This window comes from Streptomyces sp. NPDC002403 (assembly GCF_053593015.1).
Map to the genome: position 1 here is coordinate 1 of NZ_JBSFBQ010000088.1, position 22,734 is coordinate 22,734.

19 protein-coding genes and 2 pseudogenes are annotated in these 22,734 nt (G+C 68.4%); 10 read left to right on the top strand and 11 right to left on the bottom strand.

Annotated elements, in window-relative coordinates:
* Positions 1-293: 293 nt before the first annotated feature.
* Positions 294-575 carry a hypothetical protein gene (locus tag ACWCPY_RS40585; RefSeq protein ID WP_451273854.1) on the top strand — a complete coding sequence of 94 codons (282 nt, stop codon included), beginning with the start codon at positions 294-296 and terminating at the stop codon, positions 573-575.
* Positions 576-903: 328 nt separating this feature from the next.
* On the opposite strand, the gene ACWCPY_RS40590 is transcribed toward ACWCPY_RS40585, so the two are convergent.
* Genes ACWCPY_RS40590 through ACWCPY_RS40600 form a run of 3 tightly spaced genes read right to left on the bottom strand, consistent with a single transcriptional unit; the run spans position 904 to position 5,185 of the window.
* Positions 904-2,283 carry a serine/threonine-protein kinase gene (locus ACWCPY_RS40590; RefSeq protein WP_451273818.1) on the bottom strand — a complete coding sequence of 460 codons (1,380 nt, stop codon included), beginning with the start codon at positions 2,281-2,283 and terminating at the stop codon, positions 904-906.
* Positions 2,246-4,384 carry an AIPR family protein gene (locus tag ACWCPY_RS40595; protein WP_451273820.1) on the bottom strand — a complete coding sequence of 713 codons (2,139 nt, stop codon included), beginning with the start codon at positions 4,382-4,384 and terminating at the stop codon, positions 2,246-2,248. The genes ACWCPY_RS40590 and ACWCPY_RS40595 overlap by 38 nt, the downstream gene beginning before the upstream one ends.
* Before the next feature lie 57 nt (positions 4,385-4,441).
* Entirely contained in the window at positions 4,442-5,185 is a 744-nt protein-coding gene (locus ACWCPY_RS40600; RefSeq protein ID WP_451273822.1) for an SAVMC3_10250 family protein, read from the bottom strand.
* A gap of 411 nt (positions 5,186-5,596) precedes the next feature.
* Between ACWCPY_RS40600 and ACWCPY_RS40605 the strand changes: the two genes are divergently transcribed.
* From ACWCPY_RS40605 to ACWCPY_RS40620, 4 genes are all read left to right on the top strand, one after another.
* On the top strand, positions 5,597-5,860 hold the full coding sequence (locus ACWCPY_RS40605) for a hypothetical protein (protein WP_451273824.1): 264 nt from the start codon (positions 5,597-5,599) through the stop codon (positions 5,858-5,860).
* 12 nt (positions 5,861-5,872) lie between these two features.
* Positions 5,873-6,157, top strand: a complete 285-nt coding sequence (locus ACWCPY_RS40610; protein WP_451273826.1) for a hypothetical protein — start codon at positions 5,873-5,875, stop codon at positions 6,155-6,157.
* A 171-nt stretch (positions 6,158-6,328) separates the two neighbouring features.
* Positions 6,329-6,922: a phosphohydrolase gene (locus ACWCPY_RS40615; RefSeq protein ID WP_451273828.1), complete on the top strand. Its 594-nt coding sequence runs from the start codon at positions 6,329-6,331 to the stop codon at positions 6,920-6,922.
* A 1,162-nt stretch (positions 6,923-8,084) separates the two neighbouring features.
* Positions 8,085-8,579: a DUF6328 family protein gene (locus ACWCPY_RS40620; RefSeq protein ID WP_451273830.1), complete on the top strand. Its 495-nt coding sequence runs from the start codon at positions 8,085-8,087 to the stop codon at positions 8,577-8,579.
* 543 nt (positions 8,580-9,122) lie between these two features.
* Here ACWCPY_RS40620 and ACWCPY_RS40625 read toward each other — a convergent pair.
* From ACWCPY_RS40625 to ACWCPY_RS40645, 5 genes are all read right to left on the bottom strand, one after another.
* Entirely contained in the window at positions 9,123-9,965 is an 843-nt protein-coding gene (locus ACWCPY_RS40625; protein ID WP_451273832.1) for a hypothetical protein, read from the bottom strand.
* Positions 9,966-10,221: 256 nt separating this feature from the next.
* Positions 10,222-11,727 (bottom strand): S1 RNA-binding domain-containing protein, encoded by a 1,506-nt coding sequence (locus ACWCPY_RS40630; protein ID WP_451273834.1) that lies wholly within the window; start codon positions 11,725-11,727, stop codon positions 10,222-10,224.
* Between the two features lies 1 nt (position 11,728).
* On the bottom strand, positions 11,729-12,142 hold the full coding sequence (locus ACWCPY_RS40635) for a recombinase family protein (RefSeq protein WP_451273836.1): 414 nt from the start codon (positions 12,140-12,142) through the stop codon (positions 11,729-11,731).
* A 160-nt stretch (positions 12,143-12,302) separates the two neighbouring features.
* Complete coding sequence (locus ACWCPY_RS40640; protein ID WP_451273838.1) at positions 12,303-13,133, bottom strand: hypothetical protein; 831 nt, start codon at positions 13,131-13,133, stop codon at positions 12,303-12,305.
* Positions 13,134-13,500: 367 nt separating this feature from the next.
* On the bottom strand, positions 13,501-13,857 hold the full coding sequence (locus ACWCPY_RS40645; protein ID WP_451273840.1) for a hypothetical protein: 357 nt from the start codon (positions 13,855-13,857) through the stop codon (positions 13,501-13,503).
* A gap of 141 nt (positions 13,858-13,998) precedes the next feature.
* Here ACWCPY_RS40645 and ACWCPY_RS40650 point away from each other — a divergent pair.
* Positions 13,999-14,316, top strand: a pseudogene (locus ACWCPY_RS40650) (Tn3 family transposase); the annotation flags it as partial.
* 69 nt (positions 14,317-14,385) lie between these two features.
* Here the strand turns inward: ACWCPY_RS40650 and ACWCPY_RS40655 are convergent.
* Positions 14,386-15,582 (bottom strand): MFS transporter, encoded by a 1,197-nt coding sequence (locus ACWCPY_RS40655; RefSeq protein ID WP_451273842.1) that lies wholly within the window; start codon positions 15,580-15,582, stop codon positions 14,386-14,388.
* Positions 15,583-15,706: 124 nt separating this feature from the next.
* On the opposite strand from ACWCPY_RS40655, the gene ACWCPY_RS40660 reads away from it, so the two are divergent.
* Together ACWCPY_RS40660 and ACWCPY_RS40665 are read left to right on the top strand one after the other, a co-directional pair.
* Positions 15,707-16,039 (top strand): ArsR/SmtB family transcription factor, encoded by a 333-nt coding sequence (locus tag ACWCPY_RS40660; protein WP_451273844.1) that lies wholly within the window; start codon positions 15,707-15,709, stop codon positions 16,037-16,039.
* Between the two features lie 807 nt (positions 16,040-16,846).
* Positions 16,847-17,122 (top strand): hypothetical protein, encoded by a 276-nt coding sequence (locus tag ACWCPY_RS40665; protein WP_451273846.1) that lies wholly within the window; start codon positions 16,847-16,849, stop codon positions 17,120-17,122.
* Positions 17,123-17,325: 203 nt separating this feature from the next.
* On the opposite strand, the gene ACWCPY_RS40670 is transcribed toward ACWCPY_RS40665, so the two are convergent.
* Both ACWCPY_RS40670 and ACWCPY_RS40675 read right to left on the bottom strand, forming a co-directional pair.
* Positions 17,326-19,002 (bottom strand): hypothetical protein, encoded by a 1,677-nt coding sequence (locus tag ACWCPY_RS40670; protein WP_451273848.1) that lies wholly within the window; start codon positions 19,000-19,002, stop codon positions 17,326-17,328.
* A gap of 292 nt (positions 19,003-19,294) precedes the next feature.
* The gene (locus tag ACWCPY_RS40675; protein ID WP_451273850.1) at positions 19,295-20,461 is read right to left on the bottom strand and encodes an NAD(P)/FAD-dependent oxidoreductase; all 1,167 of its coding nucleotides are present in this window, start codon (positions 20,459-20,461) and stop codon (positions 19,295-19,297) included.
* Positions 20,462-20,946: 485 nt separating this feature from the next.
* Between ACWCPY_RS40675 and ACWCPY_RS40680 the strand changes: the two genes are divergently transcribed.
* Together ACWCPY_RS40680 and ACWCPY_RS40685 are read left to right on the top strand one after the other, a co-directional pair.
* Positions 20,947-21,300 carry a hypothetical protein gene (locus tag ACWCPY_RS40680; RefSeq protein WP_451273852.1) on the top strand — a complete coding sequence of 118 codons (354 nt, stop codon included), beginning with the start codon at positions 20,947-20,949 and terminating at the stop codon, positions 21,298-21,300.
* 133 nt (positions 21,301-21,433) lie between these two features.
* Positions 21,434-22,507, top strand: a pseudogene (locus ACWCPY_RS40685) (transposase).
* Positions 22,508-22,734 lie beyond the last annotated feature (227 nt).

Here is a 22,734-nt window from a genome sequence, read left to right on the forward strand (position 1 = left end):
TCCACGATCCACCGCCGCGAAAGGGCGGGCTTCGCGGGACGCTCGCGGCGGCTGATCGGTTCTCTTCTCGCAGTCATACCCCGATCGTAACGAACATGTTCGTGGATCTGTCGGAACGCATCTCGATCTGCCTTCGTCTCCAGGCCGCGCGACGGCCCAGTTCAGTCACGGCACTGACCGCCCGGTGTCGTCTGCGGACGGATTCACTCCAGCCTCGAACGAGGATGCGACGTCACGGTCGGACATTCCTTCGTCGGTCGCGGTGGGCGCCGATAGGCCCGGGGGTGATCAATATGGCGGTGCGTGGTGACAGCAGGAATGTCATAGCTCGCGCCGAGGCCGGTGGGGAGTGGACGGCCGGCTTCGCGGATCTCGACCTGGCGGAATTCCCGATGCTCTGGGCCCTGACGCCGTATGGGGATGCGGTCTTCAATCAGCGGCAGGTGCCGCTGTTGCTGTCGGAACTCGACCGGCTTCCCGCCGACTCGGGCGGTGACTGGGTCGGGCAGGCCCGCGAGCTGTGCCAGGCCGTCGAGCGCGGGCTGCACCTGTATCTGTGGTTCATCGGCCACTGACCGCAGTCAGTCGCCCCCGACTTCCCGGCCGCCGTCTGCTGCCGACCCAGGGCCTGCCAGGCGATGGTGCCGTTCTGGACGGAATGGGCCTCGTCCGCGTGGACGACCTGCCTGTCGGGCCTGCTGGCCGCGATGTGTTCCAGGAGGGAGACCGGGTCGTCCTCGATGAAGCGCCCGGCTAAGGACTGGGCGACCGAAGTGGCCCGGCGCCTGGGGACTCTCGCGTGTACGCGGATGGGGAGTGAAGGGGGGCCCTACGCCGACAGAGGCCGGACGCCTGTAGGCGAGGACACGGCAGACCCCAACAGCTCAGCCAGTCACCCGGGCGTCAGCCCAGCGTGGCCCGGGTCAACGCTCGACGAACCTCCGCGGTCATCGCCGCGTCCTCCGCTCGATCGGCAGCCGTGAGAGCCCGGTAGACCTCGGCGAGCTCGCTGATGCCGTGTTGATCACCCAGGTCGAGAAGCAGCTGACCGAGGTGGAATCGGACATCGAGCAGCAGACGGTCGTCAGGTGGTCGGCACAGCTGCAGTGCATCCGCGAGGGCCAGTAGGTCCTTCAGCGCCTCTTCTTGATACCCAAGACGCGTCTGGCAGCGCACAAACCCGAAACGGCACCGTGCTGCGTCATCGGCGTGCCCCGGGCCGAGGCCTGCCAGATCCTGCGCGAGGCCGGCAAACCTGGGCATGGCTTGAACGATCAGGCCCGCGTCGAAGAGCGCTTGCGCCTGTGCGATCCGCACGTGGACAGGGAAAGGATCGGTCGCCGGGCGGTCCGGGGGAGCCAACACAGGGACCCGGGCCGAAACGGGCGATGATGTGGCACCGGGCTCAGTCGACTCCCGATGCAGCGAGCTGAGACGCTCGCGAAACTCCCGGGCGGTCGCCGGGCGGTAGCTCGCCTGTTTCGCCAGCCCGGCCATGATGACATCTTCCAACGCCGGGGCGACGCCGGGGCACAGCAGTCTGACCGGTTCCGGTGTGCGGTATTGGTGTTGGTGCATGATCCTGGCGGCACTGTCACCGGTGAACGGCGGGATTCCCGTGAGGAGTTCGTAGAGCATGCAGGCCAGCGAGTAGAGGTCGCTGCGCGGATTGACATCGCGCCCTTCGCACTGCTCGGGCGGCATGTACGCGACGGTGCCCAGCACCCTGTTGCCCTGGGTCAGCCGCGTCTGGTCCGTTCTGAACATCCTGGCCACGCCGAAGTCCAGCACCATCACGTGCTGGCGGCCGGTAAGCATGATGTTGGCCGGTTTGAGGTCCCGGTGGATGACGGGAATCGCGTGGGTGTATTCGAGGACGTCGCAGACCTGAAGGGCAATGGACACGACCTCCTGCTCGGGCAGGCGGCGCCTTTCCCTGATGATCTCCGCGAGGTCCTGGCCGAGGACGTGTTCCATCACCAGGTAGGGCCCGCCCGCGTCGAGGTCCAGCCGAGAGCCGAGGAACGCCGGGATGCCGGGGTGCTTCAAGCGCGCAAGCAGGTCGGCCTCGCGCGTGAAGCGCTGGATCAGTTCCTCGCGCTGACAGGGATCCAACAGCTCCCGGTGGATCAGCTTGACAGCGACGGCACGCTGCGACAGACGGTCGTAGCCCAGTCGGACTTCCCCCATGGCGCCGCCACCGAGCCGCTGGCGCAGTTCGTAGCGATCGTCGAGGACGCGTGCGTCACTCCCCACCTGGACCGTCGCCTGCCGCTTTCGCATCGGCCAACAGGTCGCCGGCGAGCTCGGCCAGGGAGCCCTCGCCCGGCAGGTACCAGCTTCTCGTGCCGTTTACCGCAACCGGCCGCTCCGCCCATTGGGCTTCTTCCCAGATCCTCAGTACCAGCCCGCTCGGCGAGTAGCGCCGGCCGTCCACCGCCCAGACCAGTGGCTTGCGGCTGTCGTTGACCCAGGTGGCGAGGTACCGCTCCGGGGCCTCGCTCAGCCAATGGCCAAGGGCCTCCTTCTCCGGGGCGCCGTTCGGACGGTAGACCAGCTGGGTCCCGTCACTGATAAGTCGGTGTTCGACCAGCAGAGGAACGGTATTGGGTCGTCGTTCACGGCTCGGCCGTCGAGGAGTGGTGGCCTGTCGCTCAGCCCCGTGCTCCAGGGACCGCAGCACGTCTGACACCAAGTGTCGGCAGCTCTGCCCGTCGCGGAAAGTCCGGATGAGGAAGGAGTGCTGGCCATAGCGGGCGTTCAGCTCGTCGGTCAGTGTGGAGAGGACGACACCGGTCAGCTTCACGGTGGCCTCCAGCCGGGCCTCCCACTCGTCGCCCGGTTCGTCGATTCCATCGCTACCGATCAATTGGAAGGCGATGTGGGCGATCAGCAGGTCGGCCTGGTCGGCAACCACCCGGCCACGGCCTTCCATCCCGTCGGCTAGAGTCGCCAGCTCGTTGCGAACCCGACGCAGCAGCCTGACGGAACGCCAGATCTGCAGGGCGCTGGGGCGGCTGCCGAAGAGCCGGGTGTATACACCACCGGAGCCTTGGCGCCACAGGACATCGCTGTCCTGCCGAAAACGGGCGACCAGGTCCGCATCGGGGTGGGCGCAGGTAAGGGCGAGCGCTGCCTCTGCCACGTTGCACCCCGCGGCCGGTGCCGGCTCCGGCTCGCCGCGCTTGAGGATGTACGATTTGTCCAGCGACAGAGCGAAGTCCTGGCGGATGAGTTCCTGCTGAGGATCAAGTGCAGCGAAGTCCCGTGCCTCCACGTGGTTCTGCGTGTTGGTGGCTTGGGTGATGCGCTGCGCCAGATCAGTAGGGGCCCCATCCAGGCAGATGAGCCGGACAGCGACAAGTGCTTCGGCGACCGCTTGTGGCTTTTGCCCGTATGCATGATGAACGGCGGCCACGGTCTGCGCACCGTTGACGACCCGAGGGTTGGCCAGCTCCAGGCGGACCGGCTGACCTTGAGCGCGCCGGGCGAAGTAGTCGGTCCGGACCGAGTCGCACAGCACCGTGATGCCGTTGTTGAAGTACCAGAACTCGTGGGGATTGGTCAGCAGGCTGTCGATCACGGCGACGTTGACGTGGGTCAGGCCCAGCGGGTGACGCACGTTCTGATCGAAGAGCCGTTCGCCGTGTTGCTCGTACCACATGGCCAGCTCGTCAGCGGTCACCGTGCCGAGATACGTCTGGTAGGGAGTGGAGTTCATGTGCCAGCCGTCGGACAACGTGGCGGTGACCGATACCGGTTCTGGCATCGCGTCCCGTCGTGCGGCGGAGTGGAAGTCGGCGACACCCAGGACCCGGAAGTCCAGCAGCTCCCCGAACCGGTTGAACTCTGATGCGGCCCTGTCCAACAGACCCCGCCCCCCTGGGGAGAGGCCGTCATCGCCCAGGGCAGCGAGGACCAGGTGAATCCGGAGGTTCGGCGCGTTGAGCGCCGCGTCGACTCGGCCGGTCAGCCGTTGGAACCTCGCGTCGAACCGGTCGTACTGTAGATCGACAAGCCGCTGGAAGCCGTGGAGCAGACTCTGGATGGTCGTACTGTCCAGCCGGGCGGTCCCCTGGTCGCTCCACTTTGCCTGGACCAGCCAGATCTCGGCGGTCGCGGGTGAGACCAGCACGGCGTCGATGCCGTGGTCATCAGCTCCGTCGACGACCGCTTCTGCCGCCGCTGCTGCCGTGCAGTCCGAGACAAGCTGCGCCGCTTTTGCGGCCAGGGCTCGGGAGAGGAAGACCCTCTCCCGCTGTGCCGGGGAGAGAGCAGGGAGGTCGCCCAGGTCCAGGAGGCCGACGAACTCCCGGGTCAGGGCAGTGCGCACCTGCCGGACCTCCAGCGGCACGCTTTGAAGCGCATCGGTCCGGTCTTCCATGGCGGGCCTCCTTCCGGGGCGGTCGGGTCGCGTGCGGCGCACCGCACGGCCGGCAGACTAGTTGACGTATTCCACGATCAGCGGGCTTGCCACCAGGCAGCCGGCCTCGGTGGTGGTCTCGGGCAGCAGCGCGCTGACCCGGGCATAACCCGTCATCATGGCAGAGGTGCTGACCTCGGTGCTTTCGGCGTCGAGGGCCGCCAGCAGGTCACGGATGCCGGCGCGATGCCGGAGGCCGGTCGGCTCGGCAGGGCTTCCCTCGTCCGCCCCACTCTCCGGTTCGAGCGGATCATGGGCGTGAGCCAGCGCGCTGACAACGTGGCCGGCGTTGGTGACGAAGGTCCTGCCGGCACTGCAACCACCGTCTTCGAGGCCGGACAGCGCAGGGCCGTCGACCTGGCTCGGCGGACGGCCGCGCAGATGCCGGGCGGAGCCGTGCAGCAGTAGCCGGCGGGTGGCACCGGCTGCGTGGGGTTGCGCGGAGTCCGGGGCCGGGTCCACGAACAGCACCAGGTCCTGGTACCTGCCCCGGAGCGTGACCCAGTTCAGCAAGGTACTGAACCTGACCCAGCGGCCTGGAGCGAGCTCGGATTCCGTGTACTGGAGCGTGTGGCGCGCCACCTTCTTCTCCACCTGCTTGAGGTGGCGCCGCAGATCCCGAGCGCTGTCCGGCGCGGGATTCTCCACGTTGACCCCGGCCAGGGATACGCCGGCGTGAAGCTTGACGGCTGGGAGAGCGCGGCGCGGCTCCGGCAGGAACTCGTTCAGCTTCCCCTCGGACAAGTAGACAACCTCACGCACTGGCGCCCCCCGGCTGCTCTGTTCGTCGGCACTTCTTGTGCTGGGGCCATCCTGCCATTACCCACCGACAACGGCTCCGCTCCGCAAGCCGGACACGGCTCCCTGCACATGTGCTGGCTATACATCCGAAAGCCGGGCAGTAATTGACAACGGGGATCGAAACTGACAGCGCTGGCGACGCGGGGCCACAAGCGCCTTGTGGTTCATGGACGTCAAACCGGCGAACGCGTCTCATGCCCGGCTATGGGGCGTACCGGGGGTGCCACGGCTACTGCCGGGCGAGCCCGGCCGGGGCGGTCGTGAGCAGGTCGGGATCGCCGTCGCGGCGGCCCGGGCCCCATTCTGCCGGGTGGATATGACAGCGAGAGGCGGGGTCCGGGTTCGGGGGTGGGGCGCAGGAAAGGTTCAGCCGTGGAGACGTTGGTGGATGAGGCCGTCACGGAGACACTTCGCGGCGGGAGCGGAGAGACGGTCCGTCTGTACGTGGCCGCATGCGCCGAACGCATGGCACCACTGTTTGCGGGGCTACGGGTCGGCGAAGCGGGCCGGGAGGCCGACGTGGATTTCTATGCGGAGTCGGTACGTGACCTCTGGCTTGCCGGCCGCCCGCTCCCCGACGCCGCGGAGCGCGTACGTGTGCTGGAACAATTCCCCGAGCCGCGGCCGCGCGACTAGGAGGTCACCGACGTGGCCGGCATCTACACCTTCTTCACCTCCCTCGTTCTGCGATACGCCTTGCTGGCCAACGGCTCCGGGAACCCCGCTGATGCGATGTCCTGCGGTCATGCTGCGCTCACCGCGATGGGGATGCTGGACCAGAACATGGTCGGCAGCGGATTCCGCGCACAGGAGTACGGGCTCCAGGACCTCTCGGTCTCCGGTCACGCCGCGGGGCTGTGGGAAGCGAGTATCGAGGCGGGGCGGGAACGGTTCGGCACCGTACCCGCCCGTGCCGCGGGCGGCACGGACTGAGGGCATACACCCCCGAATCCGAGCGCGGTAGCTCTCCAGCGGTACATGGAGTGAACGTCGCACTCGACCAGCTGCAGGTCGAACCTCCCGACCGGCCGAGATCACGACCTCTCGTCGGGCGTTCCTCTCACGGACGCAAGGGGGAGCCGCTGTCAGTACCCTGACGCGGTGATGACCAATTCCCACTTGTCGAGAGCCATGAGCGGTATCGTCAGCCCGCCCCTGCTCCCTCTGCCGGACCGTGTCGCAGAGCTTCTGTCGGAGCTGGGAAGTCCGCCGCGGCTGGCGGCCCACCTGCGCGCTGTCCATGACGTTGCGCACCAGTTGGTCGACTGGGTGGAACAGCGCTACCCCGCCGTGGTCTTCGACCGCGAGGCGGTGCTCTTCGGGGCAGCCACGCACGATGTAGGAAAGACGGTCCACCTCGCAGAGCTCTCCGGGCCCGGATCGGCGCACGAGGAGGGCGGGAGGGCTCTTCTGCTCGGCCGCGGCATCAGCCCGGAGCCGGCGCGCTTCGCCGCGACTCACGCGTCATGGGCGGACGTGCGGGTCGGCCTGGACGACCTGCTGGTCAGCCTCGCCGACAAGATCTGGAAGAACAAGCGCGTTCCCGGCCTGGAAGGCATCGTCGTGGCTCGGCTGGCCGAAGCAACTGGCCGGCCGGCTTGGGAGGAGTTCATCGCGCTCGACGGGGTTCTCGCCGACATCGGCGACGCGGCCGACGAGCGTCTGGCGTTCCAGGCGTCCTTCCCGATCCACGACTGAGGGCCTGGCGCTGCTGGAGCGTTCGAACCGGCAGGCTGTCGCGGCACGGGTGTTGCCTCCCGGGGCTTCCCCGCCTTCGGCCCATCTCGCCATGATGACCTCGACTTGTGCGAGGCCGATGAGGGTCGCGCTCCACCAGGATCCGTCCTTCAGGTCCACGAAGACGTGGACATTGTCCAAAGTCTCAGGATCGTCGCCGGAGTTCGGCAGGAAAGCGGCTTCGCAGTGCTCAGTGCGAACCCGGCACCAGGGCCTGTCCCAGCGGCCTGGCTGTGTGCTGTGGCTCATCCGGCGAGTGTGCCGGGATGGACCGTTCGGCTCAATTGGGTTCTGCGGGCTCCCTTCACGCCGGAGGCGGTTCACAGGTGATCCCACGGCCCTGGACTCGGCACCATCTTCGGCGTGGTACGACGGTGAGAGCCGCGCGAGGTGGTTGGGCAGTCGTGGGTGCCCCACCTGGGGCGGGATGGGTTTCCCGGGTGTCAGTGGTTTGTGGCCCGGTCCGGCTACCCCTGGTGGACGCCACGGCGCAGACCGCGAAGGTCACCCCGAGCCGGCCGAAGATGATTGCCAGGTTGCCCTTCGCCTGGATGTCCGCCTGCCGTGCTGCAATCTCTCTTCCAGAGCGCCGCATTCTTCTGCGTGGTCGACTGATGCGCCCGACTTTCCTGCCTTCCGTGTCTGAAGAAGAGCCGTGCCGAGACAGGGACCTCATCGGGTCCATAAGCAGGTACTGACACTGCCTGACACTGGGGCTCTGTCTCTCCCGACGCCCCATGGGCCGACCGACGGTTCACGGCCCGGACGCCGCTCGGGAGATACGGGCGGTACGACCGTCACTCTCTGTCGGGAGGCTCTGGTCTGGACCAGTGCTCCGTAGCCGCTTGCTGTAGCCGGGCGGTGATTCCCTGCCGGTCGATCTGGATCCAGTACTCGACGATCAGTCCGTCCTCGACGCGATAGACGCGCTGGTCACCGCCGTGACCTGCGCTCCGGTCGGAGGACGGCGGTCGACCGGTCCGACGTGCCGCAGGTCCAGCGGGCGTACACCCGATCTCCTTCGGCGACGAGCTCGTCCACGGTCGGCGTGAAAGCGCCGTATGCGTGACGTGCTGCGGTGCGCCGCGCGATATGACCGGGCGGCCGGAGAACAATGAACCTCATGTCTCGCATCCCGCCGTTTGGTGGCGGTCTTTCTCCGCTCGGCAGGGAGACGCCTGCGGAGCGGGCTGATCGCAACCTGATCGAGCTCCTCCAGGAACTGAGGGTCGTACAGACCGGCGTGCAGATCGTCTTCGCCTTTCTCCTCGGCGTTGCCTTCACCAGCCAATTTCCGCACCTCGATACCTTCGAGCGCACCACGTATGTGGTGACATTGCTGCTCACGGTGGTCTCCTCGGCAGTGCTCGCGACTCCGGTCGCACTGCACCGCGGCCTGTTCCACCGGGGTGCCAAGGTTCGGATTGTCGCTCTGTCCGCGCGGCTCGCCGAAATCGGACTCGTCTTCCTCGCCCTCGCGCTCAACGGCGCTGTTCTCCTGCTCATGGATGTCGTCCTCGGCCGGACCGCCGCCGTCGCGGTCACGGTCGCCACCCTCGTCATGTTCACCAGCCTGTGGTTCATTCTCCCGAGGGCACTACGCCGTCCACCCCCATGACCCGCTCGCCAGGATCCCGCCGACGGGGTGTCGGCCAACCGCCGCGAATGGCCGTGCGCTCCCGAAGCTGCCGCAATATGACAAGCAGACTTTGTAACCAGCGGCTTGGAAGTCGTTGCAGCGTGCCGTCGCGGAGCTCGACGGTCCTCCGCCAACGCTCCCTGCCGACCAACTCGCACTGGACCTGAACCTCCACGAGCAGGAGTGCCGCACCGTTGCCTGGCGCGGCCTCCAGCTTGGCCATAGGGCTGCTGAGGAGCACTTCCTTGTCGCGCGCGCCGCAGCAGCGACGGGGCTGTCCGCGACCGCGCGTGCAGCACTGGCGGCAGGCATCGCCGTACTGGGCACACTCACGCGCCCAGCCGATGATCTCCGCGGGCTGGCCAATGCGGTGACAGAGGAGTCGGAGGGCCAGTAGGAACGGCGCAGAGGACCGGCGTTTCCGTCAGGTTCGGCAAGTGGTGATCTGGGCTGCAGAGTGTGCGCTACACCCCGTGCGTTCCCCTGAGCTCCGCTGAGGGGGCGCGCCACCGGCCCACTGCGTCATGGGTCATCAGATCCTGTGCGCGCCCGGTGATACACCGTTGACGGTTCCGTACTCGGTGAGGGCCAGTACCCTGTTCCGCGCATCGGGACATCGGAACCGATGGCCAGGGGGCTGAGGCCGATGGCCTGGGCGAGAGCCGGAGCCATATCGAACACGGCCCACTTCCATTCGTCTTCCTCGTCTTCCGAGGCGTGAGCGGCGTCCCATTCGGGAGACAGCCCCAGTTCGACGCGGCGATCCCGCTCGTACGGCAGGGGGTCGCCGATGGTCAGCAGGTGGTCCTCGCCGTCGCCGGTCTCGCTGTAGCGACGGATGACGACACCGTTCTCGGCGACGACCCACGCGGATCCGTCCCCCTGGGCACCGTAGTAGTAGGCCTGCGCTCGGCCGTAGCGGGTACTGAGTCTCTCGCATGCTCGGAGTACTTCGTCGGCTCGTTCGTTGTCGATTGGGTCGCACCATCGGCCGGCCACGAAGGTCCAGCCGTCGAGCTCGGGGCTCACGAATACCCGGGCGAAGCACCCGGGGCCATCTGTCGGGCCGTCGTGGCTGTCGGCGTCAACGACATCGTTGGCCAGCGCGAAGGTGACTGGTCGCGGCTGGGTCAGGCCGAGGAGATCCATGATCCCCTGCTGATCTCCGGCAGGGACTGCGATCCAGTGGATCCAGCAGCCCGACAGCGGCTCGGGGCGGTCGGCGAGAAGCTTGATACGGATCAGACGTTCGACTGCTGCCCGGTCTCGGGCGGACAGGCCGCCCTCGCCGGCAATCTCTGCGAGGACGGTCAAGGCTGCAGCACGCAACCGCCCGGGCCCCGTGCGGCGGATCTCCTGCAGCAACGGCACGATGGACTGCCCCCAGGAGGTCAGGACGTACCGAGCCCAACTCCCCGTCCGTACGTCGGGGTCGCTGAGGAGGGGAAGCAGAGCTGTCACGGCCCGGGGATCTCCCGCCCCGTGCGACTGGATGCCGCCCACAGCGTTCCTTCGGACGGTTGCCTCGGAATGGCACAACGAGGCCAGGCAAAGGGCCAACTCATCCGGCTCGGCACCGGACTCGGACTCCTGCTCCTTGCGCGTGTGGGCAGCCGGTTCGTCAGGAATGGGGATCTCCCTCATGGCGGGTCGTACGGGCCTGCGTCTGCGACAAGACAATGCGACGCCGTGCGAGATCGACATCGATGATCTTCACGGTAAGGGCGTCGCCGACCTCGACGACGACTCCGGGCGATTCATCCAGCTCGCTGGTGTGCACGAGCCCCTCGAAGCCGTTCTCCCGGTCTTCGACGCGGACGAAGACGCCGAACGGCACGATCCTGGTGACCGGTCCGGTGACCACCTGCCCGATCCGCTGCGCTATCTGCGGCCATGGGTCATCCTGCAGTGCTCGGAGCGACAGCGGCACCCGTTCCCAGACCATGTCGACGTCGAGAACCCTGGCGGTGATCCCCTGGCCGACGCTGACGACGTCGGACGGGTGGTTGATCGGACGCCAGGACAGCTCCGGAATATTGATCATCGCGGTGAAGCCGCCGATGTCCACGAAGGTGACGCCGAAGCCGGCAATGGTCGTCACCGTGCCGGTGACGACCTGGCCGCATCGCAGAGTCTTCAAGAACGCCCAGTCCCGGTCGCTGGGCGTCGGCTGGGTCTGCCAGCGTGCGCGGAGAACACCATCGCTGTCGGGCAGCACAGCCGTGAACAGAGGCTGACGCTCATCGGCATACACGGATACGACGCCGGCAGCACATGCACTGGTGAGCCGGGCTGTCACTGCCTCGAACTGGGTCTCGTCCACGACCGTGCTGGTGATCTGCCCGTCCTCGTCCTCCCAGATGACTTCCACCAGGCCCTCGTCGGGCAGAGCGGCCGCAGCCGCGGCGATGTCGGTGAGCAGGTCCGGCCAGATCGCCAGCTGCGCGCGAGGGGCCAGCCGGGAGCGCACGGCCTCGATGCTGTCGCGGGTGAGGCGGTGCCACCGGGAGGCGTTCCCTGCGTAGGTCTCCTCCAGGAACGTGGTGCGGTGGGCGCTGACGGTCCAGTGCAGGCGGGCCCAGAAGTCGGCGTCGGCCGGGCGCTGCACGTACGCGGGGTCGTCGGGGGTGAAGTCGTACGGCGACGCGTCCAGGCGCTCGGGGAACAGGCCGAGCGAGCGGGTAGAGGTCAGCGCCGCGTCACAGGGGTGGCTGCTGCCGATGCAGAGGTACTGGTCCCAGCCGACGTGCACCGTGAACGTCCCCTCCGTCTCAAGGCGGCACCAGACGCCGTTGTCGCGGAGCATGGCCCGGACGAGTTCCAGGCCGACGGCGATCGGCACCAGCGCACCGTCGTGGAACCCGGCGGGGCCGGCGGAGAAGAGGTCGGCCAGGCCATAGCCGTCGACCGATGGCTCCAGGCCGAAGTGGGCGGAGCCTCCGATCTGCGGCTCGCGGATGGCCAGCTGTTCGACGCCGGTGTCCTCTGCGAAGGCGGCGACGGCCTGCAGGTAGGCGGCTTCGACCGGTCCGTGGTCGCTGGTTGCGGGCTCGGCGCCGGTGTAGTGGCCGTTCGGATCACGGTCGGCGGGGTCGTACTTGGTGACCTGGTAGACGTAGGGCAGCACGTCACGGCCCGCCGGGGGGCAACGGCGCGGGCGCGTTCCGATGACGTCCAAGGACGCGGTAGACGGTGGCGCGGCTGACGGAGAAGAGCTCGGCGAGGCCGGCGATTGTGTGCTCGCCGGACTGGTGCTGCTGGACCAGGTGGTTCTGCCGGCGGGCGGTGAGCGAGTCGCCGATGTCGCGGGCGTCGGGTATCGAACGTGCGAGGCGGTCGAGCTTCGGGACGACGAGGGTGTCGCCGGCGCGCACGGACGCGAGGGCCTGGGCCGGGCCGGACCGGTGGCGGTTGGCTCCGGTCAGTCCGTGGCCAGGGTAGATCCGCTCCTCAGGGACGCCCGGGCTGAGCAGGATCTCGGGCTGGGCGGTGAGGTCCTGCTTGTCCAGGCGGCATCTCGCGTAGCCGATGTGTTCGCTCATGCCCGGACCGTACGATAGGCCCCCGTTCAACGTACAGATGACCGGACACCCTAAATGAGACGCTGTCAGTGCAGGTCGATCCTCCTGACCGCGGCCGAGATCACGATGGTTCGTCGGGGGGCCTCTCACGTACGCCGACAGGCGAGTGCCCCAGCAGGTGTCAGGACCCAGGCAGGTCGATGAAGTACCCCTTGGGGGAGTCCCCGCGCATGGAGCTTGCCAACTCGGAGACGTGCTTTGCCTGAGCGGCAGACAGTCGCCGCGCCTCCCACAGCAGAACCGCGGCGTCCGCCGCCTCCGGGGCCGGAGGCGGCGGCACCTCACGCAGATGGATGCCCGTCAGCGCAGCCATTTCACGGGCGTCGATCCCCAACAGGGCTGCGAAGTCGATCACCAGACGGGCAGTCAACTCCTTGCGACCGGAGCCGATCACACCGCAAGTGGACGCCGACAGGTATGTCGGCGTCACCACAGCCAGGAGCTTCGCCATGCCCGTCCAGCCCAGATTGCGGTACTGGAGCATGCGGATGACCCGACCGCCCGGACCGGCAAGGGGCGCGAGCCGCTTCACGGCGAAGACGGAAAGCCGGTCCTCCTGCGGCAGTGAACGGATGAGCTGCAGGAGTTCACGCCGTTCCGCAACGGGGAGGTGCAGCGCATCCATCACGATGTACGGTGCCCACCGCTCGGCCGCGGCATCCAACGGCGCCATGTCGTCCGGGACCGCGAGCCCCGCGAGGATGAACAGATCGACGGCATTGAAACCCACGGCAGGCGCGATCCGCCGGAGCAGCCCCTCGCTGAGGGCTTCCCCCGCGAGCACCGCCCGGACCTCGTTCTCCGTCGACCCGGCGCGATCGGCCAGCTCCTGCGCACTGAGCTCTCTGTGGTCCAGCAACCACGGCAGCACCACATCGAGACCGGGTTGCTCCGTCTTGCCCGCAGCCTCACTCATCTGCTGATTGAACAGGAACGGAACCGAAAGGATCAAGGCGTCATCGCGTCCGAGGTTCGCGTGGAGTGGTCTTGCGGGGTGGGCTGCTGCGGGAGGAGCGGGCCAAGGGGCAGCTGGCGGTTCATGTCCGGCTCGAACCTGCCGCAGGGGTTCACGAGGGTCCGGAAATGCGGGGGACAGGCCGCGCCGGTCCGCCTCGGTGAGCTTGTCCGCCCACATGGGTGTCGGTGTACTGCCGATCGGCGGTGCCCGGGGCGGGCCAAGCCCGCGATGGCCGCCAGGGCCATGCCGCGCTCGGTGAATAGCAGGATCCCGGGAGCGATGGTCAGTCTCAGCGGCAGCCAGAACAGGACGCAGACCGTGATGTAGCGGCGGCGTGCGGTGCGTATGTCCAGCGGTCCGGTCATGACACGTCCTGGGTATCTGTTCCCGCACGGGTAGAGGCGTCCGCAGCGGGGGAGTCGCGCGGTGCCAGGGGTAGCCCGGCGGTGAGGAGTACGACCTGCGCTGCGCGCGGATCCTCTGCGTCGCGGGTGGCCAGTTCCTCCGGCTTTCGGCCAAGTACCTCCCAGAGTTCGGTGAGCGACTCGGGGGTCAGACGGGGCATCAGGTCGTTGATTCCGGACGGCTCCACCCACTCCTGACCCAGCCGCCCATCGGCGATGTCGGCCTCGTGCCGGGCGAGAGATGTCTCCAGGTGCTCGATCCGGGCCCGGTGCGACAGGCCGGCCCAGGCGTGGCTGCCCGGCACGGTCTTCATTGCCCTGTTGCTCCAGGAGGTCACGGAGTGCACCGCCTGCCAGCGGCGTTCCCGCCCGTCACGGTGCTCGGCCTCGGCGACGAACGCAGCACCCGCAGGTGATTAGCATCAGGGTGCTCACGTACGCAGGTAGCGGGCCGGCACTTCTCCCTCGTGCCGCTGAGCGAGGCCATCGCCGACCTGGTCAGCGCCCACGCCCGCGCGGACATCTCACAGGCGTGGGACGACGGGACCGCGGCGGCCGCGGACGGCACGCACTTGGACACCTGCCTCGACAACCTGCTCGCCGAAGCGTCCGTCCGGTACGGGAAGCCGGGAGACATCGCGTCCGAGGACTGGCCCACATCTCGCCGTACCCGACCACCGCCGACCTCGGTCAGGCCGCCTGAGTGCCGAAGGACTCCCATCAGCCTGCCCGTACGCACGGGTCGGCTCCTCCAGGGGCCTTCCAGCTGTTGAGGCTGCCCGTGTGGAACGGTGTGCCCCGGAGCGGGCATCGACCCCGGGGACACCATGAGGAAAGACCGGTCACGCCTTGGACTTCTCCGGGGCGACCGAGGCCGACGCCCCGATCATGGGGGTGAGTTGGGTGGGGCGACGCGTGGTTCCCAAGTGCCAGAGGAGGGTGAGGGCGGTGATGCCGGCGGCCACCGGCCCGAGTTCGGCCGGGGCGAGTCCGAACCATTCTTGTGCCAGCCCGCCGAGGCCTCCGCCGAGGGCGACGCCGATGTAGAGCGCGGAGGCGTTGAGGCCCAGCAGGACGGGTGCGGCTGCAGGGTTGAGGGCGATGAGCCGGTGCTGCTGAGGGACGACGATGACGCCGCCGGTCATGCCCCAGACCGCCGCCCAGGCCAGGGTGGGGACGAGGGTGCGGGTCGCCAGCGGGGTCAGGGCCAGTGTGAGAGTCGCGAGGGCGAGGGCGCCGGCGAGGACGCGTGTGGAGTCGTGACGGTCGACCAGGCGTCCGGCGATGATGTTCCCGGCCAGGGTGCCGACGCCCCAGACCAGGAGGATCAGGGTCAGTAGCGACTCGTTGCCGCCGGTGGCCTCCCGCAGAGCCGGGGCGATGTAGGTGTAGAGGGTGTAGACGCCGAGGAAGGCGAGGGAGGTGACCGCCAGCAGGGCCAGTACGCCGCCTTGCTTGAGTGGACGAAGGCGGTCGGACAGCGCGGCGGCGGGGAGCATCACCCTGGGGAGGCCCACGGCGATGCCGACGGCCGCCAGCAGGCCGATCCCGGCGACGACCCACAGGGTGATGTGCCAGTCGGTACGGCCGATCAGCGTGCCGAGGGGCAGACCCAGTGCGGTTGCCAACGTCAGGCCGCCCAACACGAAGGCCAGGGCCCGGCCGCGGCGTTCCGGCGGAGCGATGGCTGCCGCGGTGCTGGAGGCGGCGGAGGTGATGATGCCCGCTCCCGCGGCGGTGACGATGCGGGCGGCCATCACTACTTCGTAACTGGTACCCAACGCGGTTACGGCGTTGCCGATCACGAACACACTGAAGGCGATCAGCAACGCCGACCGTCGGTCCAGGCCGCCGGTGAGGGCTCCCATCACCGGCGCCGACAGCGCCATCGTCAAGGCGAAGACCGTCACTAACTGACCGGCCGCCGGGGTGGACACTCCCAGGTCGGCGGCGATGGAGGGGAGCAGGCCCGCGATGACATAGCCGTCAGTGCCGACGGCGAACGTCGCCAGTGCCAGGGGAAGGAGTCGTTTCAACAAGGGTCGTTCCGCCTTTCCGGAGTACCGCGTAGGTAGGTGATCGGCACTGTAAGCAATACATGGATGCTTGTCCATGAATCAATGAGTGGATAGGCTTCGGTCCTGGCACGGACGGAGGGAAGCGATGCGCGAGGTGTCTCAACCGGCGACCGAGGCGATCCGGATGGTGGAGGTGCTACGTGCGCTGGCCGATCCGGTGCGACTGGAGATCATCCAGCGGCTCGCCGTGACCGGCGAGGAGAGCTGCAATGCCATCGGCGGCGACCTGGACGTTCACCAGACGACGCTGTCCCACCACTACCGGGTGCTGCGCGAGGCGGGAATCACCTGGACCACCGTCAAGGGCCGATCCCGGCTGGTGCGGCTTCGCCGTGACGACCTGGACGCGTTGTTCCCCGGCCTGCTCGACTCCGTACTGAACGGAGCTCGCCGCACGCACCCAGCCGCAGAAGGCTGACACCTCCCCAGGCCGTCGCGCTCGCGACGGCCTGGGTGAACTCTTCCATTCAGCCCGTGAGGGGACCGGGCGTCGCCCTGCGGGAGGCGACGTTCTGGGGGATGCCCTGCGAATCCGCCGCTCGCGCCGAGAGGTGCTGCGCCTGAACGTGGAGGACCTGTACCCGCAGGACAAGCGCGGCAGGATCACCGCCAAGGGCAGGGCGACCGAGTCGATTCACTGGCAGTCCGGCACCGCCCAGCTCCTGCCCCGACTGATCGCCCACCGCACCTGCGGCCCGCTGTTCCTCTCCGACCGTAAGGTCCCGGCCGGAACACCGACGCTCGACGTGTGCCCCGAGACAGGCCGGGCCCGGCCCTCCTGGGCTCACCTCGGAGTTGCCACAACACCGACGGCCCCAGCGAACCCGCGACCGTGTCACCGGCGTATCCGGGCCGTGCTACCGGTGCGCAGGCAGCGACATCTGCCTGCGCCGACCCGCCATGCCGGCCTGCATTGTCCTGACCGGCTTCAATCCCCACTGGCGGGAACGCATCGACTACCGGTTCACCACCGACTACTACGGCCTGCTCCGGCACGGGCCGGTCCACGGTGTACGCCACAGGGTTGGGGCAGCCGTCCAGGTCCGAGCTCCGTGCCGGGCGGAACGGAGTTGAGCAGGCAGGGGCCGTACTTCGTCCGGAGTCCTGTCGGGCAGAGAACGCCCAGCGCGTCTCCCTTGCGGGTCAACTACGAAAAGTATTGGATCGACTACACACAGATACTGTTCGGTGTCTGCGCACCCCCACGCTCATGGAGTTGATTCCTATGCGTATGCGTACTTTCACGCGAGCCCTGGCCGTCGGCACCCTCGCCGTCCCGGTCCTGATCGGCTGCGCCGGCCTGGCTTCGGCCGACGAAGGCCTCGATGCGAACTTCGGCAAGGGGCAGTTCATCGCGAACCAGAACGGCGCCGGAGTGGCCGACACCAACTCCGTCGTCAGCCCCGACGGCGTCCAGCACACCGACTTCTGGATCTGGGCCGACGACAGTGGCGTGTCCGGGGCGTTCACCGGCTCGGGCGCCACCTGGAACAACGGCTGACCATCGACACATCCGTGCGCCAGGGGTGCGACACTCACCCCTGGCGCACGGGCTCGGGAATCCGGGAAGTCGGCCAGGGCGCGGCATTGTTGCTCTTCGCGGGCGATCATCTGCTGGGCGAGTGCGGCATGGTCGATGTACGGGGTGACTGCGGCGAGGGCCAGGCGCTGGAGTTCGGCTGGTTCCAGTGCCTCAACATTTCATCACGCGGGGTGAGCGGGATCGGGTCTGCAGTGATCGCTCCTTCCGCGGGTCTGCACCACTCGGCATGACGCGGCCCGCGTTCGTCGGGGCTGTTGTGAGGATTTCGGTCCGCCCCAGCGGTGGCCGGACCGGCTGGTGTTCCGGACGGCTGACTCACCAGCGCCGTCAGGGCGTACGGCATCGTCGATCCGCTCCAGGCGACGTGGAAGTCGTACTGCCGGCAGGTCTAGGGAGTGAGCTGCTTGCCGTTGCGCTTGGCGTCGTCGACCCAGCGCAGGTAGAGGCGGAAACCGGTGGCGGACACCTGGTAGATGGCGTGCGCTCCGTGGGTCCGGAGCCGGCTGCCGCCGGTGGAGAAGATCGAGGCGTGGTGGACGGGATCGCCGGAGAATCTGGCGACCGATACGGAAGACGAGCGCGACGTGGAGCGGGTCGGCGCCGTGGGTGAGGGCCTCTTCGAGCTGTCGGTCGACGCGGAGCCGCTCCAGGGCGGCGGTGAGGTTGCGGGTGGCTCGGGTGGTCCAGAGCTTGCCGGCCGGGCCGAGTTCGACGGCGGTCTTCCGGGTGATCAGCAGGTGGGGGTTGGCCGTGTTCGGCCAGCGGCTGCGGCGGTGGTCGAGCCAGTGCAGGACGGCACGGCGGGTGAGGTCATCGAGTGGGCGGCGGCCAGGGCGGATGAGCCGGATGTCTGGGGTGCTGGCGGTGGCGATGGCCTCGTCGATGTCCGCCTGGACAAGGGCTTGGAGGACGCCACCGGTCTGTCGGGGAACACGGATGCGGATCGTGGGATTGCGGAAGATCTGGCCGTTGTTCTTCGCGTGCCGGAGCGGCGACCGCAGCGCGACGATCCGGCTCGCGCTCTGTTTGCCAGTGACAGCGTTCCGGACCGCGATGATGTCTTCCCGGGTGCTCTCGCAGGTGGTCGTAGCGGCTGTACCACTCCAGCACCACCGGCTGGGTCTCGCCCAGGCAGGCCCATGCTGTGGGCCAGGAGCCAGGCTCGGGCCGCGGGCCACCGTCGAGGAGAGTGCGGATCCGGGCTTCGACGGCGCGATGGATTCCCGGAGGCATCCCGCCGAGTTTTCGCTCCAACCACCGGTCGGCGGCGGGGCCCGGTCATCGGTGAACAGGCCGAGACGGTCGAGAACTTCGGCGATCCGCACGACGGGAAGCCCACGGACGCCCAGGGCCGTAAAGAGCTCGGAGTACGGGATCGACTCACCTTCGCGGAAGCCGGACAGCACGGTGACCAGGGCTCGGTTCACGTCACCGGTGATCCAGCGGCTCCGGCCGAGGGCCTCTCCCAGTGCCCGGGCGGCCTGTTGGGCCCGGATCAGCCAGGGATTGGCCAGGTCAGCGTGGATTTCCCGGTCGAACCGGCGGAAGTCCCGAGGCCGGGTGCCGGCCGCCTGCCGGGCGGCCCGGTCGGCGGCGGTGCGGCGCCAGTAGCGGAAGCTGGAGCGGGCGATGCCCAGGACGGAGCACAGCCGCTTCACGCCCTGACGGCCGCCTGGCCCACGATCGAACGCGACACCGATCTCACCCAGGCCCTGCGCACCAACACCGCCGCCCTCACCCGCTACGCCGAAGACGCCCTCTACCGGCCGGGCGCGCACGTGGTGCTGTATCGCCTCGGCCGCAGCCTCGGCGAATCCGGACAGGTCATGGCCGCCCACGGCACTTCGAGCATCTCGCCGACACCACCTGCAGCCGCCTCGGTCCCGACCACCCCGACACCCTCGGCGCCTGGGGCAACCTCGCCTCCTGGCAGGGACGGGCGGGGGATACGGCGGGGGCCGCGCAGGCCTTCGCCGACCTGCTGGGGCCCACGGTGCGGGTGCTGGGCGCCGACCATCCCCACGCGCGGATGGGTTCGACACGTGCCTCGACCACTGGCGGAAGGAAGCGGAGAGGACGCCGGACGTACGTAACGACCGTTTGTGAGAGTCGCCCACCACATCGGGGTCGTTAGAAGCGATCCGGGCGACAACCTGACAGAGCCGACTCAACGGTTCCGTCGACCAACTCCCGTGCGACCAGGCGGCCCACGGCCGCGGCGAGCGTGACCGCCGAGTGCATCACTGCCAAGTAGAGGCCGGGGACCTCGGCGACCGGGCCGACGATCGGCTCACCGTCACCCGGCATCGGGCGCGCTCCGAGTCGGGTGCTGAGCAGCTCGACGTTCCCGGCGCCATGGAAAGTGGACCGGACGGCGGCAAGGGTCCGTTCGGGCGAGTCCGCGGCGGCGATCAGCCGGTCCGCGGCAACCTGCCGAAGATCGAAGTCCTCAGTGTTGACCACGGTGCGGACCAGACGGGCCGGGGCGCGGAGCCGGAACAGCGGGCACGGCGACGGTTCGACCGGGACGCGCACGCCGAGTGGCGCGCCCAGCGCGGCCGTGGCAACTCCGGCCGCCAGCACCACCGTCGCACCGGAGAGGGGTCCTGATGTCGTCTCAACCCCGGCGATCCGGCCCGCCGTGTCCCGGCGGACCGCGGTAACCGGCGTGTCCAGGTGTACCCGAGCTCCATGGGTGCGAGCGCCCGCGACCAGCCGCTCGGTCACGCCCACCGAGTCAACAGCGCCGTCACCCGGCGCCCAGACAGCCCACTCCGGAGGCTGCCGAAGGGAGGGCTCGAGCGTCGCCACGGTGGCCGCGTCCACGATCGTCTGCCCGGGCCCGGCGTCCGGCGCGCTGTCCTGCCTGTTCCAGCTCAGCGAGCCGGACCAGGTCACCGGGAGTCCCGGCAACTCGGCCCCGAGTCGGTGGTACTCCGCCGTTGCGGTGGCCCGCAGCCCGGCGGCCGGACCTTTGAGTACGCCGCACGATCCGACCCAGGCGAACGAGTCCGCCGTCACGCCGGCGCCCGGCCGCCCGGTGTCGACCAACGTCACGGTGGCGCCCGCCCGGGCGGCGTGATAAGCCACCGATGCGCCGACAATGCCGGCGCCGACGACGACCAAGTCCCTACTCACCGGTGGGCTCAACACGTTCACGACCCTAACGTCCGCAGGGTCCGCCCGTAAACGAGATTCAGACGCGGACACCAGGCCGCCCATCCGCAGAAGCCCGCCGGAGCCGAGCGCCTCGCGCGGATCGGCACTCCGTACCTGCCCTGTCTCCGGGCCGGCCACGAGCCGGAGGATGCGCGGGAGGTAGCCCTGACGCTCGCCCTGCGAGCGGGCGCGCAGCTGGTGGCTCATGCTCGACGAGCCGAGCGGATCACCTTCTACATGGACGCACGCGATCACGCGGCGCCGTGCTCCTGAGCCTGTTCACGAGGCCTCTCGGCTGTCGTCGTCCGGTCCGCACCGGCGGCGACTGGGACCTGCGAGCCTCCTGACAGCCCCGTTGCTGCCGCTCACGGAACCGTGGTTGGCGCTGAGATTGATCACGGGAATGCGGACCGCACACGCTCAGCCACCCGCGCAGCATGTCGCACGACGTGCCGTCCGGACGATTTACAGTCCCCTGAGAAGCACCAGAGGTTGAAGAACAAGCTCAGCTTGTTCTTCAACCTGCCATGCCTGCTCCGCGCTTCAGGCGGAGCATGGTGTACTGGTCGGCCGTCCGGCTTGGTTCATGAAGGCGGCGTGCGACAGAGCGCTACGGAGCGAGCATGCGGGACGGCCCCTTTTACCGAGTCAGGCGTGACGGATACGAGATCTGCTTCGTGCCCGGTGCGGGAGAAGACCTCGATGAGGTCTGCAATGTGGACATATGGGTCATCCGCGATGACGGCGATCGCTGGTCCGGAACCGTGTTCACTCTCGATGAGGTGCACCGAATCATGGACCGCCAGCGACAGGCAGGCGAACCAGAAGGCGACTACTGGTGGTGCTGGGACGGCCTCATCGTCCGCGATGCGGGTGTGCCGTCGATGGTCAAGGTCATCGACGGGCTCGTCGCCGCGGGCGAGCACGAGACGGTTCTTCGCCACGTTGGGCCCGAAGAGGACATTCGATCTTGTTGACTCTGGCTTACCGAACGATGACCGAACATGATCGCTCGTACGGGGTTTCCGAATACGTGAACACGGCCTCCGTCTGATCCTGCGCTCCGACCAAAGAGGCACTTGACCAGTACGAAGGCCGTGAGGGACGAGTTTGCTGCACCACGATGTCCGGCGGGAAGCGTTCGCAGTGGCGTCACACTTCCGGGACGATTTCTTCCACTCCCTGACCTCACGTGGGGACACATTGTTCGAGCTGACCGATGCCCTGTTGTGCGCGGACGGTCCGGTGAAGACGCCGGTGGATCTCACACTGGTGGCCGAGCGCCGACGAGGGCACGGCGCGATGTACGACGCTTTGAACAACGGGGACGCGGATGTGCGGCGGTTGCGGCAGGTGTTGGCCGGGCTGCCCCAGCCTGTGGCCGCCGACGGGCGTTTGGTCCTGGCCGTCGACGTGACCCACTGGCTGCGGCCTGACGCGCCGACCAGCCCGGACCGGCTGTTCTGCCACGTCTATGGTCGCAGCGGCCGTTCCTCGGACCAGTTCGTTCCCGGCTGGCCGTACTCCTTCGTGGCCACCCTGGAATCGGGCCGGACCTCGTGGTGTCAGATCCTGGACGCGCTGCGGCTGGGGCCGGCCGATGACGTCGCCGAAGTCACCGCCGTCCAGGTCCGCCGAGTGGTCACCGGCCTCATCGACATGGGCCGCTGGTAGCGGGGTGACCGGGACATCCTGGTCGTCTTCGATGCCGGCTACGACGCTCCACGCATGTGTCTTCGGCTACCGGCCTGTCGGGCGCGGACGTCGATCTGCACTGGCAGGCGTTCTTGCGCAGGTTCGATCTGGAACACACCTTCCGGATGATCAAGCATCATGGGCTGGACCCGCCCGAAACTCCGTACGCCCGCGGCGGCGGACCGGTGGACCTGGCTGATCATCGCTGCCCACACCCAACTCCGCCTGACCCGACCCCTGGCCGCCGACCTCCGCCGCCCCTGGGAAAAGCTGGCCGAGCCCGGCCGCCTCACCCCGGCCCGGGTCCGCCGGGGGTTCAGAAACCGCCGCCCACATCTCGCATGCCCGGCTCGTGCACCGAAACCCAACCGGCCCGGCCCCGGACGCCCGCTCGGCTCGAAGAACCGGCACTCCGCCATCCGCTACGACGTGGGCAAAACGACCAGACGCCCCGCCACCATCGCCGAACGTGACCAGGCCAGACCATGAAGAACAAGCTCAGAACCTGGTGCGAAAGGGGCGTGCCGAGTGTCGCTGACAGGGGCTGGCCACATGCTGGATGGCCAAGTTCTGCGCCGGAGAGGGCGGCTGGTCACCGGGGCCCGGCCGTGGGCACCACGCCTAGTCGGTGGTGTGTGTGGGGTAGACCTGGACGTCGGTGTAGGCGCCCTTGATGTCTCCCGCGCCCGCGGGCCACTCCAGGCTCACGGTGTGGG